Origin of the sequence: Halomonas sp. DP3Y7-2 (assembly GCF_019800795.1) — a bacterium.
GTDB lineage: Bacteria > Pseudomonadota > Gammaproteobacteria > Pseudomonadales > Halomonadaceae > Halomonas > Halomonas litopenaei_A.
The window spans coordinates 46,553-62,319 of the sequence record NZ_JAHVKJ010000007.1; the positions used below are offsets into that span (position 1 = coordinate 46,553).

13 protein-coding genes are annotated in these 15,767 nt (G+C 62.7%); 6 read left to right on the forward strand and 7 right to left on the reverse strand.

The genetic code is table 11. The features are described 5' to 3' along the window. Nucleotides 1-104 precede the first annotated feature (104 nt). The 4 genes from KUV45_RS07165 to KUV45_RS07180 form a co-directional block, all read right to left on the reverse strand. Nucleotides 105-494, reverse strand: coding sequence for a cupin domain-containing protein (locus KUV45_RS07165; RefSeq protein ID WP_206941700.1), 390 nt, complete (start codon nt 492-494; stop codon nt 105-107). 55 nt (nt 495-549) lie between these two features. Further along, nucleotides 550-930: a carboxymuconolactone decarboxylase family protein gene (locus tag KUV45_RS07170; RefSeq protein ID WP_222162556.1), complete on the reverse strand. Its 381-nt coding sequence runs from the start codon at nt 928-930 to the stop codon at nt 550-552. A gap of 398 nt (nt 931-1,328) precedes the next feature. Next, nucleotides 1,329-2,357: a patatin-like phospholipase family protein gene (locus KUV45_RS07175; RefSeq protein ID WP_222162557.1), complete on the reverse strand. Its 1,029-nt coding sequence runs from the start codon at nt 2,355-2,357 to the stop codon at nt 1,329-1,331. 162 nt (nt 2,358-2,519) lie between these two features. Continuing rightward, a complete protein-coding gene (locus tag KUV45_RS07180; RefSeq protein WP_222162558.1) occupies nt 2,520-3,299 on the reverse strand; it encodes a 3-hydroxybutyrate dehydrogenase in 780 nt (259 codons plus the stop codon). 375 nt (nt 3,300-3,674) lie between these two features. Here KUV45_RS07180 and KUV45_RS07185 point away from each other — a divergent pair, with 375 nt between their 5' ends. Beyond that, nucleotides 3,675-5,465 carry a VRR-NUC domain-containing protein gene (locus tag KUV45_RS07185; protein ID WP_222162559.1) on the forward strand — a complete coding sequence of 597 codons (1,791 nt, stop codon included), beginning with the start codon at nt 3,675-3,677 and terminating at the stop codon, nt 5,463-5,465. Between the two features lie 88 nt (nt 5,466-5,553). After that, nucleotides 5,554-7,836: an ATP-dependent DNA helicase gene (locus KUV45_RS07190; RefSeq protein ID WP_222162885.1), complete on the forward strand. Its 2,283-nt coding sequence runs from the start codon at nt 5,554-5,556 to the stop codon at nt 7,834-7,836. Here the strand turns inward: KUV45_RS07190 and KUV45_RS07195 are convergent. After that, nucleotides 7,833-9,683 (reverse strand): monovalent cation:proton antiporter-2 (CPA2) family protein, encoded by a 1,851-nt coding sequence (locus KUV45_RS07195; RefSeq protein ID WP_206941689.1) that lies wholly within the window; start codon nt 9,681-9,683, stop codon nt 7,833-7,835. The two genes, KUV45_RS07190 and KUV45_RS07195, sit on opposite strands and share 4 nt — an antisense overlap. Before the next feature lie 109 nt (nt 9,684-9,792). After that, on the reverse strand, nt 9,793-10,407 hold the full coding sequence (locus KUV45_RS07200) for a glutathione S-transferase family protein (RefSeq protein WP_206941687.1): 615 nt from the start codon (nt 10,405-10,407) through the stop codon (nt 9,793-9,795). 201 nt (nt 10,408-10,608) lie between these two features. Here KUV45_RS07200 and KUV45_RS07205 point away from each other — a divergent pair, with 201 nt between their 5' ends. The 4 genes from KUV45_RS07205 (at nt 10,609) to KUV45_RS07220 (ending at nt 15,260) form a co-directional block, all read left to right on the forward strand. Further along, nucleotides 10,609-12,690, forward strand: coding sequence for a PQQ-binding-like beta-propeller repeat protein (locus tag KUV45_RS07205; protein WP_222162560.1), 2,082 nt, complete (start codon nt 10,609-10,611; stop codon nt 12,688-12,690). Between the two features lie 103 nt (nt 12,691-12,793). Then, nucleotides 12,794-13,048 carry a hypothetical protein gene (locus KUV45_RS07210; RefSeq protein WP_222162561.1) on the forward strand — a complete coding sequence of 85 codons (255 nt, stop codon included), beginning with the start codon at nt 12,794-12,796 and terminating at the stop codon, nt 13,046-13,048. Nucleotides 13,049-13,491: 443 nt separating this feature from the next. Beyond that, a complete protein-coding gene (locus tag KUV45_RS07215) occupies nt 13,492-14,298 on the forward strand; it encodes an AraC family transcriptional regulator (RefSeq protein ID WP_224851963.1) in 807 nt (268 codons plus the stop codon). Nucleotides 14,299-14,345: 47 nt separating this feature from the next. Further along, the gene (locus tag KUV45_RS07220; RefSeq protein ID WP_222162562.1) at nt 14,346-15,260 is read left to right on the forward strand and encodes a DMT family transporter; all 915 of its coding nucleotides are present in this window, start codon (nt 14,346-14,348) and stop codon (nt 15,258-15,260) included. A gap of 92 nt (nt 15,261-15,352) precedes the next feature. Here the strand turns inward: KUV45_RS07220 and KUV45_RS07225 are convergent, their stop codons facing one another. Continuing rightward, nucleotides 15,353-15,667 carry a hypothetical protein gene (locus KUV45_RS07225; RefSeq protein WP_222162563.1) on the reverse strand — a complete coding sequence of 105 codons (315 nt, stop codon included), beginning with the start codon at nt 15,665-15,667 and terminating at the stop codon, nt 15,353-15,355. Nucleotides 15,668-15,767: the final 100 nt, after the last annotated feature.

Below are 15,767 nucleotides of genomic sequence, written 5' to 3' on the forward strand. Positions count from 1 at the left end.
AACAGGCGAGCGCCGAAGACCGATAGTGGGAATACGACAAAGCCGCAGCACATCGCTGCGGCTTTGTGGATGGGGGCTTTGTCAGCTAGCCCCACCCGCGAGTCTTAACACTCGCCTTCGGCGCACTTCTCGGTTTCGGCCAAGTCGGCGGCATAGATGATGACGTCGCCATCTGACTCGTTCTTCCACCAGTGCCAGATCTCGTTGAACTCGGCGATGATGGACGGAGCCCTGTGCACACGCGGCTCCTCGTGCTTTGAGTTGTACTCGACGATTTCACCCTGGAACACGAACAGAATGGCCGGGCGGTTTTCGTGGGAGTGGTAGGGCACGATGCCGCCGGGACCAACATCGACACGACGGAAGCGCAGATGACGCTGCTCCAGCGGTGCGGCGCCAGCGGGCAGCTTGACGTCGGCCAGGTCGATGAATGCCAGGGTAGTATCGGTTTCGTCAACCGGCTCCATGGGCGGATTTTGCTGATGGTCAAACATGGCGTGACTCCTTTTTACGCTACGTTGGGGTGGGTCGTGTATCACCGGGGTGATGTCATGACTCGGGGTAGATGTCTTTGACGGCGAGTACGGCATTGATCGTCACGGGGAAGCCGGCGTAAGGCGCAAGCTGCATAAAAAGCTCGACCAATTCGTCACGGCTGAATCCTAGGGAACGCGCAATACCGATATGAATGCGCAACTGGGTGTCATGGCCGCCGCAGGCCAGGGCCGACAGCGTGGCGGCTTGGCGCACCTTGGGCTCCAGCCCGTCACGACCGTACATTTCGCCAAACGGAAATTCGGCCACCAGGCGCATCAGGTCCGGCGCAAAGTCACCGAGCTTTTCTTCCAGCGCCTGGGCGGCGGCAGGATTGTGTTGCCTGAAGAAGGCTAGGCCTTTTTCCATATTGGGTGATGTTGGGTGTGAGCTCATGATTCCTGCGTCCTCGTTGTGCATGTGTGCATGGGATGACGCGCATCCACATCTACCGGTAGTTGAGGTCTGTTTAAAACATACGACCGTTTCATATCGTTGCATCTGTCGTGCCCGTGATGGCCTATCTTTCATCCGGCACACTTCAACTGATCTTCGTGTCTTTCTTTGCTGTTCTGCGCCGCACTCTTCTTGTCTTGGGTGCACCTCGGCAAGCGTGATATCAGGACTCTCGATGGCCATTGGCTGGTTGAGGCAGCGCTCCACAATGGCCCGGCTTTGTCAGCGCCAGAGGCCATGCCTTACTGGCGCTGCTATGCTCTTTCGCTTTTCCGAGAAAGGGCGCGCTCTGCTCACTCGCCCCATGCCAACAGGCCTGCCGTTCCGGTCGCCTTGGGTCAGTGAATACCGTCAAACATCTCTCTCAGGTCGACGCTATCTCGCTTACCGATATCGTCGTAGTGTTGCTCGATCCAGGCCTGGGCACGTTGGCGACCTCTGTCACGAAGCAGACACAGGAACTCCCACTCCGCATTGAGCTTGGATGAAGCGCCCAGCGGCTTCAGCAGGTCCTGGCTGTCGATGATGTGGACCAGCATGTCGCGGTAGGTGTCTGGGTCAAGATGGCCTTCGTGGATCAAGCGCTTGACGAAGGCCAAGGCTCGCAGCTCTTTCAGCAGGCTGGCATTGAAGGTGATCTCGTTGGTCCGATTGAGGATCTCCTGCGCGCTGATGGGTGATCCTTCGCGCTCTACCGGATTGATCTGCACGATCAGAATGTCGCGAGACTCTGTTGTCTGGTAGAACGGGAACAGCGGAGGGTTACCTGAATACCCGCCATCCCAGTAAGGCACGCCATCGACTTCCACAGCCTCGAACAGAAACGGCAAACAGGCAGACGCCATCACCATGTCCGGTGTCAGTTCCTGGCGGTTGAAGATCTTGACCCGTCCTGTTTCGGCATTGGTGGCGGCGACGAAGACCTTCATCTGGTCACAGCCGCAGACGTTATCGAAGTCCACCTGGTCGATGATGATGTCCCGAAGGGGGTTGTACTTCATCGGGTTGAACTGACTCGGCGAGAAAAAGCGCGTCATCAGGTCGAAGTAGACGTGGCCCGGTGAGTAGTCGAGACTCCAGTTGCCACTGAGTCGGTCCCAAGGGGTGCGCTGCAGAATGCTGAATCGTGCTGCCTTGGAGACCGCTCTCCAGAAGGTTTCCAGCTTTTCCCTGGCGGCTTCGCGCCCGCCCTGAACCAGGCCATCGGCCAGAACAACGGCGTTCATGGCACCAGCGGAGGTGCCTGAAATGGCTTCGATCTCGATGCAGGGGTCGTCGAGCAGGGCGTCCAGAACCCCCCAGGTGAAGGCGCCATGGGCGCCTCCGCCTTGTAATGCCAGATTGATCTTCTTGGGTGGCTTGGCCATCACCTTCTCCTGTGGTGCAGCGGTCTTGCACAAGACCGTCCTTGAGACCTTCTTACCAGACCTTCCTATAAGGCCTTTCGTAAGGCCCTTTCAGCTGACCGCTTAACGCTGCCGTTACGGTCGATGTGCTGTCTACGCATCATCAGTCCAGCACAAGGAGGGTCAATGTGCTGTCCAACCGCCATCCACCGGCAAGGCGATGCCGGTCATGGAGGCGGCGCCGTCAGAACACAGGAACAGGGCGGTGGCCGCCAATTGCTCTGTGGTGACGAACTCACGGGTGGGCTGGTTGGCCAGCAGCACGTCGCGAATGACCGAATCCTCGGAGATGCCGCGTGCCTTGGCGGTATCGGGGATCTGCTTCTCGACCAGCGGCGTCAGCACATAGCCAGGACAGATGGCGTTGACGGTAATGCCCTGTTCGGCAACTTCCAGCGCTACCGTCTTGGTCAGACCCAATACCCCATGCTTGGCGGCCACGTAGGCCGACTTGTAGGGAGAGGCAACGAGGGCATGAGCCGAGGCAATGTTGATCACTCGCCCCCAGCCTCGGGCCTTCATGCCAGGCAAAGCGGCCTTGGTGAGGTGAAAGGCCGAATTCATATTGATGGCGATGATGGCGTTCCACTTGTCTTCAGGAAATTCGTCCACCGGTGCCACATGCTGTATGCCAGCGTTGTTGACGATGATGTCGACGGCGCCGAACGTGGCTTCGGCGCGCTTGTGCATGGCGCTGATCTCGCTCGGCTCCATCATGTTGGCGTTGTCATAGACCACCTTGACGCCGTGTTTCTCAAGCTCCAACCGGGTGGTCTCCACGTCTGACGCCGCTTCGATACCGTTGATGACCAGGTTGATGCCTGCCTTGGCGAACCCCTCGGCGATGCCAAGTCCGATACCGCTGGTCGATCCGGTGATGATGGCGGTCTTCTGTTGGGGCATGAGTCGCTTCCTCTGTCTCTCGATCAGTACGTGGTTGTCGATATGTTGTCATCAGTACGGGGTATCGGCGCCTTGGTATCTATCTACTATCTATCTAAGGCGCTTGCGCTACCTGCCGCTATCTAACTCGCTCGCGCTACCTGCCGCATGTTCCGCCGTTTTCAGTGTCACCAGCATAGACTGGCATTACAGACTCGGCTTTTGCTGAAATGGCTTTCTCCAGCAACTGCTCATCAATGCTTAGCAGCAAAAGTAAATGTCCATGGCGGTAGCGGACGTCGCCCACCCTCTCTCCAGGTGGTCAGCTAGGCGGCAAGGACATTGCCCGTCAGTGGGCGCTTGGGCGTGATAGGGCATCCTTGATAAGATGCCGCCATGACTCCTGACCTGCCGCAGCTACCTTCAGACCTGCGCGACGACCCCTTCTATTACCTGCGCCATTTTCAGTATGTGCTGGCGTGGGTGAGTAGCCGACACGGCGATCTGCTGGCCGCTCCTGAACGTGATTTCATCGCGCAGTTCGGTGGTCTCCCCGAACCTGCTCAAGCCCTGTTGGTGCGCATGGTGTCGCGCAAGGGAGAGCTGTTTCGTACGTCTCGGCTCGACTACGTGGAAGTGGGGGATCTTGGCCTCGCCCTGGAAGAACTGGCCGCCGCCGAACTGATCGCGGCGGACCCGGTAGTGAGCCATGTCGAGCTGATGACGCAATTGCGTCTTGCTGAGGCGCGACGGGTCCTGGTGCCACGTTTGCCGGATCATCAGCTCCCGGCCTCGGTATCGAAGACCCGCTTGGCTCAGGCGCTGGCGGATGCCCAGGATCAATCGGCGGATTCCCAGGATAGGTCTGCGGATGCCTTGGATAGGTCGGCGGATGCCTCGGATAGAACGGCGGATGAGGAGCCGTCCTTGCTGGGTCCCCAGCGCTGGAGTCAGTGGTGGCCGGACAGCGACGATGGCCTGTGGAGACTGACCGTGATGGAGGTCTGTGATCGCCTGCGCCTGATGTTCTTCGGCAACCTGCGGCAAAGCTGGTCGGACTTCGTCATGGCGGAGCTCGGGCACATGCGCTACGAACAGGTGGCACTCGATCCCGCTTCTCGCGGCTTTCAACAGCGACAGGAAGTCGACACCTATCTTCAGCTGCACCACCTGCGCGAGCGCCTCGAGCAAGGCGAGGACGTGGCGTCGGTATGGGCCGATGTGCCTGAGCTGCCTGATGACAATGCGTGGCTGAGATCGCGACGGGCACGCCTGCTGCTGAGACTGGGTCAGCAGGCCCAGCGTGCTGGCCACGACGCCCTGGCCTTGGAGGCGTATGCCCTGGCGGGTCCCGGTGAGGCCAGGGTCAAGCGGCTGCGCCTGCTGGAGCGTCTTGGTCATGACCAGCAGGCCATGGAACTGGCGGAACAGGCGCTCGAGTCGCCGCAGGATGAGGCTGAGCACCAGGCGTTGGAGCGCCTGGTGCCGCGGCTGAGACGCCGGCTCGGGCTGCCCCGGCAGGAGCGCGCAGCGCTCGCGGATATCACGCTGTGGCAGCTATCGCTGCCGTCCCGTGCGCTGAATGACAGCGGTTGCGTCGAGCGCGCTGTGCGAGATCATCTCAGCGAGGATGGCGCGCCGGTGTTCTACGTCGAGAATCACTTGATCGCCGGACTGTTTGGCCTGTTGTGCTGGGATGTCATTTTCACCCCCTTGCCGGGGGCCTTCTTTCATCCGTTTCATCGTGGGCCAGCAGACCTTTATCGCGCGGACTTCGTGAGCCGTCGCCGAGAGCGGTTCGATGCCTGCCTGTCTGCGCTGGACGACCAGGCCCACGTCTCCCAGATACGTCGGCGCTGGGAACAGAAGCGGGGCATCGCCAATCCGTTTGTACACTGGGAGGTGCTGGATGCCACGCTGCTGGATGTGGCGCTCGAGTGCATCGATGGCGCAGATCTTCGGGTCTTTTTCACCCGCATGCTGGAGGATCTAAAGGCCAATCGGGCCGGCTGGCCAGACCTGATCCAGTTCTTTCCAGCGGCAGCTGAGGGCGAGCCCCGCTATCGCCTGATCGAGATCAAGGCGCCAGGAGACCGTCTGCAGGACAACCAGAAACGCTGGCTTGAGCATTTTCATCGCCACGGGATTGCGGTGTCGGTGTGTCATGTGCGGTGGCATGATGAGTGACGACTCGCGCTGCCCGGACGACCCAGACGCTTTGCCTGAGGCAGAACAAGAAGGGCTATCCGGCAGTGTCGCTGATGATAGCCTGGTGATGTCGGTGGCGGTGCGTGAGCTGTGCGACTTCACGGCACGTCGCGGAGACCTTGACCATCGCTTTACGCCAGCCCCCAGCTCCCGCGAGGGCATCGACGGTCATGCCCAGGTGGTGGCCCGCCGCGGTGAGGGCTACCGCAGTGAAGTGGCCGTCGAAGGGACGCTGGCAGGGCTACACCTGAGAGGGCGCATCGATGGTGTGGCCGACGACGGTTCACGGCTCGAGGAAATCAAGACCCACCGCGGGCGCCTGGATCGCATGGCCGACAACCAGCGGGCGCTGCACTGGGCGCAGGTGCGCGCCTACGGCGCGCTGTGGTGTCGCCAGCAGCGGCGTGAGCGCATCACCCTGGCCTTGGTCTACCTCGATCTGGTGACAGGTCGTGAAACTCTTCTCAGCTGTGAGGCATCCGCCTCGGAGCTGTGGCAGGAGCTCGCTGCGGCCTGTCACGACTATCTGCACTGGGCCAAGAGCGAGGCGCGCCATCGACGCCGCCGCGACAGTGCCCTGCAGGGCCTGCGCTTTCCGTATCTCGACTTTCGTCCCGGGCAACGCCAGATGGCGGAAGCCACCTACAAGGCGGTGGCCACCGGCAAGGCCTTGCTGGTCGAGGCGCCGACCGGGATCGGCAAGACCCTGGGCAGCCTGTTTCCGGCGTTGAAGGCCATGCCACGGCATGGCCTCGATCGCGTGGCTTTCCTGACCATGAAGACCACCGGGCGGCAGCTGGCGCTGTCAGCCGTCAATCAGCTGGATCCAGGCCCCGAGTGGCGGCTTCGTGTGCTGGAGCTGGTCGCGCGAGACAAGGCCTGCGAACATCCTGATCTGGCCTGTCACGGTGATAGCTGTCCGTTGGCGCAGGGCTTCTATGATCGACTGCCCCAAGCGCGCCAGGCCGCCGTAGCCCACGCCAGGCTGGATCGCGCCGGGCTGCGAGAGGTGGCGCTGGCGCATCGTCTGTGCCCCTACTATCTGGGCCAGGAAATGGCACGCTGGTGCGACCTGGTGGTGGGAGACGTCAATCACTACTTCGACTCTAGCGCTCTGCTGCATGGCCTGGCTCAGGCGCGCCAATGGCGCCTGGCGCTGCTGGTGGACGAGGCGCACAATCTGATCGATAGAGCGCGGGGCATGTATTCGGCCAGTATCGATCAGCGCAGTCTGGCACGCCTGAGCAAGGAGGCGCCCGCCGCGCTGAAACAGCCTCTGGCGCGGGTTGTGCGGCAGTGGCAGGCGGTGGTGCGGGAACATGGCGGCGACCAGCCCGGCTCTCGGGATGCACCGCGCTGGATGACCCTGGGGACGATTCCGGCAGAGTTTCTGCAGGCCCTGCAAGGATTGAGCGGTGCCATCGGCGATCATCTGGGAGAGCATCCTGAAGATACCCGGCCCGCGCTGACCGATGCGTTGTTCGAGGCCTTGGCATTCACTCGCCTGGCCGAGCGATTCGGCGACCACTCCATGTGCGAGTTGACCCGCCGGGGGCGAGGTCGCGCCCGACTTGCCATCGTCAATCAGGTGCCTGGCGACTTTCTCGCTCCGCGCTTTGCAGCCGCCCATGCCAGCGTGTTGTTCTCGGCGACGCTGGCTCCGCCACGCTACCAGCAAGACTTGCTGGGACTACCGGCCCACAGCGTGTGGGCCGAGGTCGAATCTCCCTTCACTGCCGAGCAGCTCGACGTCAGGATCTGCACCCATCTGTCGACCCGCTACCGCCACCGGGAACAGTCGCTGCCGGGTATCATCGAGATGATGGCAGCCCAGTATCAGCGGCGACCCGGCCACTACCTGGCGTTTTTCTCGAGCTTTGCCTATCTGGATAGAGTGGTCGCCGCCATGGCCGATGCCTACCCGGAGATTCCCCGACGGGTGCAGCGTCGCGGTATGGACGAAGCCGAGCGGGAAGCGTTTCTGGCCGATTTCGCACCGGGAGGCTTTGGTATTGCGTTTGCGGTGTTGGGCAGTGTCTTCTCGGAGGGCGTGGACCTGCCGGGAGATCGGCTGATCGGTGCCTTCGTGGCGACCCTGGGCTTGCCTCCCAGCGACGCTCGCCAGGAGGCCTTGAAGTCACGCCTCGAGGCGCGCTTTGGCCAGGGGGACAACTACGCCTATCGAATTCCTGGGCTGATCAAGGTGATTCAGGCCGCCGGACGTGTGATCCGCGGGCCAGAGGACAGCGGCACGCTGGTGTTGCTGGATGACCGCTTCGCCTGGCCGGAGGTGCGCGAAAGGCTGCCGTCCTGGTGGCAGCCGCGTCAGGTGAGTTCGCCCGACCCTTAGCGTTCAGGGGGATGTGAGGCGGGGGGCTCGGTGCTGGCCCTCGACGGAATTTCATCGACCCTGCGCAGGATGTCTTCATCCGCTTCGTACAACGTCTCGAGTTCCTTGGCTGCCTGTCGGATGGTCTGCATCTGCTTCTTCTCATTGCCGAAGACTTCGAGCTGTCGCCGCAGGGTATCTTCATCATGGGGGCGGAAGGTATCGATGGTCTGTTGGGCCTTGTCCCGCGGAATGCCCAGCCCGATCAGCACTTCTCGGGTCATCTCGAGACTGGCTGGCAGCAGCTCGCGCAGCACGTAATCCACCTTGGCTCGCATCAGCCGCTGGGCATGCTGACGATCCCGCGCGCGAGCGTAGATCTTGAGGTGGGGAAAGCGCTTGCTGGCACGCTGGATGATACGCATGGAAATCTCGGGATCACCCACCGCCACCACCAGTACCTGGGCCTGGCGAGCCCCTGCGGCCTCCAGCAGGTCGAGACGGGTGGCGTCGCCAAAGTAGACCTTGTTGCCGTAGCGTCGCACGAAATCCACGTGGTCGGCGTTGATGTCGAGAATCGTGTAGGGAATCTCGAGTCCCTGGAGCGCGCGTCCCATCACCTGACCAAAGCGACCGAATCCCGCCAGGATGATCCTGGGTGAGTCGTCGTCCATGGCGTCGAACTGGCGCTTCGGACGAGGTTTCTTGAACAGCGGGCGGATCCACCGCTCATAGCCGAGAAACAGTACCGGCGTGGTGGCCATGGACAGCGACACGACCAGCACCAGCAGGCTGACGAGACTGGTCTCCAGCAGCGCTGCGCTGCCGGCCGCGGTCAGGACCACGAAAGCAAACTCGCCACCTTGAGATAGCAGCACCCCCAGGGTGGTGGTCTCGCGCCAGCCACAGCCATAGGCGCGTGCCGCCAGCATCAGACTGGCGCCCTTGGCCACCAGCAGCAGTGCGGTCAGCCCCAGGACCAGCCCCGGGGTCTCGGCCAGCAGCCCGATCTGGGCGGTCATGCCCACGGCCATGAAAAACAGACCTAGCAAGAGGCCTCTGAAGGGCTCGATATCTGCCTCGATACTGTGGCGGTATTCAGAGTCGGCCAGCAGAATGCCGGCAATAAATGCCCCCAGGGCCATCGACAGGCCTGCCAGCTCCATCAGCAAGGCGGCACCAATCAAGACCAGCAGCGACATGCCGGCAAACACCTCGCGGCTTTCGGTGGCGGCCGCTCTGCGAAACAGCGGCGGCAACAGCTTGCGTCCCCCGAAGATAAGGCCGGCGAAGGCGGCGACCGCAATCGCCACCTCCTTGAGCGCTGACATCACTCCTCCGGCGGCCAGGCTATCCGCGCCGAGGATCGGGATCACGGCCAGCACCGGGATGGCGGCCATGTCCTGAAACAGCAACAGGGAGAACGCCTTGCGCCCGTGGCGACTGTTGAGCTCCTGGCGCTCACCGAGCAGATGCAGGACCAGCGGGGTGGAGCACAGTCCGAGGCTGAAGCCGACGACGGCCGCCGCGACCGGAGACAGGCCTAGCGCGAGAGCCGTGACGCCGAGCACGAGGGTGGTGATGGCGACCTGCAGCGAACCGAAGCCGAACACCGGTTTACGCATCAGCTTGAGACGCGCCGGCTTGAGTTCCAGGCCGATGACAAACAGCAGGAAGACGATGCCAACCTGGGAAAACTGCAGCACGCCTTCCGCGTCAGGCACCAGGCCGAGGGCAGACGGGCCAATCAGTACCCCGGCGATCAGGTAGCCCAGCACCTCTCCCAGCCCCAGGCGCTTGATGACGGGCACCACCACCACGGCTGCAGCAAGAAAAATCAAGACGTTAAAAAGGAGGGCGGTGGCCAAGTCGTGACTCCGTTACGGCGTTGCAAGAAGCCACCAGCATACCTGATATCCGACAATGAGAGATGACCGACCGGGCCGGCCGGTCATTGACCATGGCCACCTCAACGGCTCAGGCAGGGAGCGCCTCGTCACCGAGGGAGACATACCCCGGCAGCGCTTGAATGCGCTCGAGCCAGGCCCGTATGCCGGGAAACGTCGACAGCGAGAAGCCGCCTTCATGGGCAACGTGGGTATAGGCATACAGCGAAATATCCGCAATGGTCGGGCGGTCGCCGACCAGATAAGGCGTCGCTTCCAGCTGACGCTCCATGACCTTCAGCGCCTTGTAGCCGCCCTCTTTCTTGGCTTCGTACTCGGCCTTGCGTTCATCAGGCAGGCCAAGATACAGCGAGATGAAGCGGGCAACGGCGATATAGGGTTCATGGCTGTACTGTTCGAAGTATTGCCACTGCAGCACCTTGGCATGTTCAAAGCGGTCCTGCGGTAGCCAATCACTGCCGCCGGCCAGGTAGTGGAGAATCGCGTTGGACTCTGCCAGAAAGCGTCCGTCATCCAGCTCAAGAAGGGGAATCTTGCCGTTGGGATTACGCCCGAGAAAATCCTCTTCACGGGTGTCACCGGCCAGGATATCGATGCCGATCCACACCATTCGGATGTCGAGCAGCGAGGCCAGCAGCTTGATCTTGTAGCAGTTTCCCGAACGGGTATCGCCGTACAGATTCATCGGCGTGTTCCTCTGGAGCAACGGATGGATGGCACATCATGCCATGTTCGTCGCCTCACGCCAGGCATTTGGCGTGCCTCTGCACGGTACGCCACGTGGGTCGCAGTGATCACCGGCAGCTTCTATTCTGAAGCTGCACGTCGCGAGAGCTGAGGCGACGACTTGCCTCGTGGCCGTCAGGGACGAAAGGAGATGCACTCAATGGACAACCGTCGGGCTGCCAAGGGGCCTTCCATCATGCTGGGACTGGTGCTGGCTGTAGTGGCATTGGTGCAGCTACTGGCGGGAGCGCTGCTGCTGGCTCAGGGCGGCAGTGTCTATTACGTGGTATCTGCCGCGGGGCTGGTGGCCGTGGCCGCAGGGTTGATGGGGCGCTGGCGCGGCACCTTGACGGTGTATGCGGCGTTGCTCGCCGGCACGCTTGGTTGGGCGCTGTGGGAGGTGGGGCTAGATGCCTGGCGCTTGATACCTCGGCTCTGGGCCCCGGCCTTGCTGGGACTGGTGTTGCTCCTGCCATGGTGGTCTCGCGGCGCCACTGGCCTCGGTCGTCAGGGAACCGGGCTGACGTCGATCGTTGGTCTGGCGCTACCGCTGCTGGCGGCGGCACCGCATATCGTCGAGGCGTGGCAGCAAGGTGATCGTGCTCATGCGCCGTTCGCACTGACCGACGTCTGGCACACCGAGCTGACGGCAGGGGTGTCGTCCCTGGCACTGTCGGATGATCAGCAGCAGCTGTTTGTCTGCACCCAGCAGGGAGTGATGGCACGCCGAGCCACCACGGGAGAGCCGCTATGGGCCTACCAGTGGCAAGGCGATGTCGCCGGGGAACGCTGCGCGTATCTGGCCTTTCATGATGCCTGGCAAGGCCCCGTCGAGGGCGCGGCGGGGGTGTTTGTACCCATCCCAGGAGAGCAAGAAGGGGATCCCCTGGAATTGGCATCCACCCATGAAGGCGCCGGTGAGAGCGGTATCAGCGAGACCGACTTGATGTGTCCGCAGCGGCTGTTTGTCGCCTCCTCATCCGGCACTTTGCTGGCGCTGGACGCCGACACCGGCAGGCCCTGCGAGAGCTTTGCCGCGGCCGGGATGACCACCGTCGAAGCGACGTCGCTGGCGGCGTTGCAGGTGACCGATGGCGCGATAGTGGCATCTGCCATGGAGGATGGCCCCGCCCTCCAACTGCTCGACAGCGGCTCGGGAGAGAGCCTGTGGAGCTGGGGAGACGCGGCAGGTGGCGACAGACTGCTGGCGGTCGATCAGGCACTGAATCGCCTGATCGTGTCGTCCGCCGCCAGGGTGCCTACCGGCGACGCAGGAAGCCTGATACAGGCAGTGGATATCAGCGATGGCACCGTCCTGTGGCAGACCGAGATGCTGGGCGGTATCACCGCGTCTGGCACGGCTGCCTTGATGACACTGACGGCAGAAGAGGCAGGTCTCGCCGGTGCTGGGGAAGATGCCGGCGGCAGAGAGGAACAGCCTGACGCGACAGCGCTGGTGATGGTGGCTGACACCGCCGCCGGGTTGACGCTATTCGACCGGTTGACCGGGGAGATACTGTCCCACGAAGTGCTGGCCGCTTCACCGCCCTTGGCCGAGGAGCCTTGGCGCAACACAGCGCTGACAACGGCTGGCGCGGCTGAGCGAGATGCCTGGGGGCTCACCCCCGTTGATCAACTCTGGTGTCGACTGCGCCAGCGCACTCGGGATCACGGCCTTCCCAGTGCGCTGCCGGCTCCGCTGACAGACCTGCTCGCGGACCTGCTCGTGCATCCGCCCATGGCACCGCCCTGGTCACGACAAACGATCTTCGGCTCGCCGGACGAAGGCGCCTACCTGCTTGCCAGCACTGGCCTGGTCAGCCGCGACGGGGGCAGGCTTGCGTGGCCATGGTGCCAAACGCCCCCTTGGGGGGCGGTGGCGCGTGTCAGCCTCGGGCCTTCGACAACGGGGGAGTGGGTGTCCACGGTGTCGGGCCTGGACGTTCACCACCTGAAGCCGTCGCGGTTCTCACCGCGACGTTTGATGGGGGCGACTGGCTTGACCGCGCCTGTCACGATCGACAACACCGTTGTCGTCGGTGCCAGCAGTGCCTCGAGGCTGTTTTTCCTGCAGCCCGACACTGGCCAAGCCTTGGGCACACAGTCCCTTGCTGGCGGTGCCGTAGAGGGGCTGTGGACGTTCACCGAAGCACCAGGGACGTCGTATCTCGTCGTGGCGCTGAAGCATCGGCAAGGGGCGTCACAGTTGATCGTGATGACGCCGAACTCGATGCCTGAATAGCGAGTCGTTGTGTCTCGCGCGGTCATGGCGATGACTGGCTGCGTCAACATCCATGGCAAAGCGCCGTCGGTGCGCTTCGCTCGACTGGCAGGAGGAGGGGGAGATGCGTCTGCTGATCATGATCATCATTGGCGTGGCACTGGTCTTGCTGTTGCTCTGGACCTGTCCAAAGCCTCGTCAGCATACCGCGATGTGGGTCTTTAGCCTGGCATGGCTGGGAGTCTGTGCCTGGAACTTAAGCGTCGGGTTGTCACACGGCTATGCCCTGGGGGAGGAGCTGCTGGTGCATGCGCTACTCTTCGGCGTGCCGGCAGGACTTGGCTGGTGGCGGGTGTGTCGGGAGCCGTCTTCCGCCTGATCCTTGGATGACGGAGTCTGGGTGACTGGATCAGTGTGACGGGGTCGAGGGTGGCTGGATCTTGAGTGACAGAATCAGCAACGCGTGACAGCGGTCAGCGATCGACGGCTCCAGGGCGTGGCAAACGCGAACTAGTGTGCCGTCGGGACCTTCTTGTAGTGGCCCGGGACCTTTACCCGTTCACCGTTGGGCAGGGTCTTGACGTGGGTGGGAACGTAAACGCGCTTGATGACACTCTTGGATGTCGCCATGACGGACCTCCTGCACGTTCCATGGAGAGGACCTCCGACAGACATCTCTATCAGAGCCTGGCGGGGTTGTAAATGAGAGGGTATCGCTTCTGCCAAGGAAGTACGTTTGACCTGGATCAGCTGGCGCCCAGGTTTCCAGGGCGACGGCGCGAGGGCTAGACTGAAGGTCTGGCTTTGGGACATGACCTTGCAATGATGCTTGACGCTCCAGTAATCGAACGGCGTAGCTACCCGGATAGGGTGCTCAGTGACCGGCATGACTACCAGCAACTGCTGCTGGGGCAAGGTGGCATGGTCGAGCTGGAGGTGGCCGGTCGGTGTCTGCGGGTAAGCGAAGGCGTGCTGGCACCAGTCCCCAGCGGTGACCTGCATCATTATCTCGCCCCCGCGGACAACGACGTCCTGGTGCTCGATCTCCCGGTGGAGTGGTGCCATGCCCTGGGTATCGAATCCTTGTTTGAATCCGGTCGAGGGGCGAGCCGCCGCCTGTCGGGGATCAAGGTCCCCACAGCACTGGCGACCGCCGCGCCTACGGGCCCTGCGGATGTACCTCGGCTGGCTCAGTGGCTGCTGACCTTGGCGACAGCGCTTGACGCAGGTGGAGGCAAGCCGTTGCCGTCCCAGCGGCTAAGTCTGCTCAGACTGTTGCCAGAGGTCCGTCGTCGTCTGGAGCAGCCATGGCGGGTCAGCGACATGGCCAGCCTCTGTCACCTGTCCGAGGCCGTCTTTGCGCGTCAATTTCGCGTCCTGATGGGCATGGCACCGGCGGCCTGGCTACGCCGCGAGCGTCTGATCCTGGCCCGTCAGCTGCTGATGGGCACTGGCGCCCAGGGGAGGGCCATGCCCGTCTCCCTCAGCGAGATTGCCCTGGCCTGTGGTTTTCACGATGCAGCACATTTTACCCGGGTCTTTGGTGAGGCCCACGGGATGCCGCCGGGGCGCTGGCGACAACAGACCGCCCAGCAGGTCTTGCAAAGGTCAGAATCGTACAAGACATGATGGCGTGCGCCGCACACACTCGAGTCCTCGTCTGTGTGGAGGTCCTCATGTCTGTTTCTTCATCCTCATCCAGCAGTGACATCGCAGTGCGACCTGATCTGCGGCGCCGGGCCACCTTGATTGGCGCTACCACCGTGCTCAATTGGGCCATGCTGTCGCTGTTCACCCAGCTGGCCGGTCCGGTGCCGCCATTTCTATTGACCGCCTTGGCGTTTGCGGTGGCCTTCGTCTGCTTCGTAGTCTATCAGCGCCTGCGGGGAGAGGCGGTCATCGCGCCGATGCGCCAGCCGCCACAGATCTGGGCGCTGGGTGTCGGTGGGTTGTTTGGCTATCACGCCCTGTATTTCGTCGCTCAGCAGAATGCTCCGCCTGCCAACGCTGGCTTGATCAGCTACCTGTGGCCGCTGCTGATCGTGCTGATGGTAGCGTTGTTACCCGGCGAGCGCCTGCGCGGCTATCACGTCATCGGCAGTGTGCTGGGCTTCTGTGGTGCGGTGTTGTTGATCGGCGGTGATGTCAATGCCGGTGGCAGCCTGCTTGGCTACGTTGCCGCCTTTGCCAGTGCCTTTGTGTGGAGCGGTTACTCGGTACTGTCCCGGGCCACCAGCAAGGTGCCGACCGCCGCCGTGGGCGGCTTCTGTCTGGCCACGGCGATACTGGCAGCGATCTGTCACCTGGCCTTCGAGACGACTCGTTGGCCCGAGGGCAGCGCTTGGCTCGGTGTCATTGCCCTGGGTCTGGGCCCGGTAGGCAGCGCGTTCTTTACCTGGGATATCGGGGTCAAGCAGGGCGATCTACGCCTGCTGGGCTTCCTCGCCTACTTTACGCCGCTGCTGTCGACGCTGGTGCTGGTGGTCACTGGCTATGCCGCCCCCAGTCTGTGGCTGGCCGGTGCCGCGGGGCTGATTACCCTGGGCATGCTGGTCGGTAGCGGCTGGATCGGGCGTCGGCGCAGCCGCTGAGGTTGGCGTGTCACAGGCTGGATGAAACGCCATGCGACAGCGCTCCCTCGCGGTGATGACCGTCAGTGAGCGCTGTCACGTCTCTCGAAGCCTTAATGGCTGGTAATGCGATGTCGTGATAGCCGGGTAAAGCGAATCGGTGGCGTGCTGGCCAGCCCCACGCGATCGGTGTCCGGCTGAGCGCGCCAGCCACGATACAGCGCCCAGCGCTTCAAGGCGTCCAGGTTCAGGTGGGGGTGGTGATCATCGTGGGGGTCATACTCAGGGGCGGGGAAGGCATGGGCCAGGTGGTCGTAGCGAGCCAGGGCGCGCTCGCCGCCATGGGCAGCCAGGGCCTGGTCCAGTGCGGTCTGCCAGGCGCGAGTGTCGTGCTGGTGCTGCTGTGGTGTTGCGTTGGACACTGTCATGGTATTACCCTCTCACTAGGTGGCTAGATCTTGGGGTCTCGCCATCACCCGCTCGCAAGCGGATGCCGTTCACAGCTCAAGATGAAGACGCCCGTGGCAT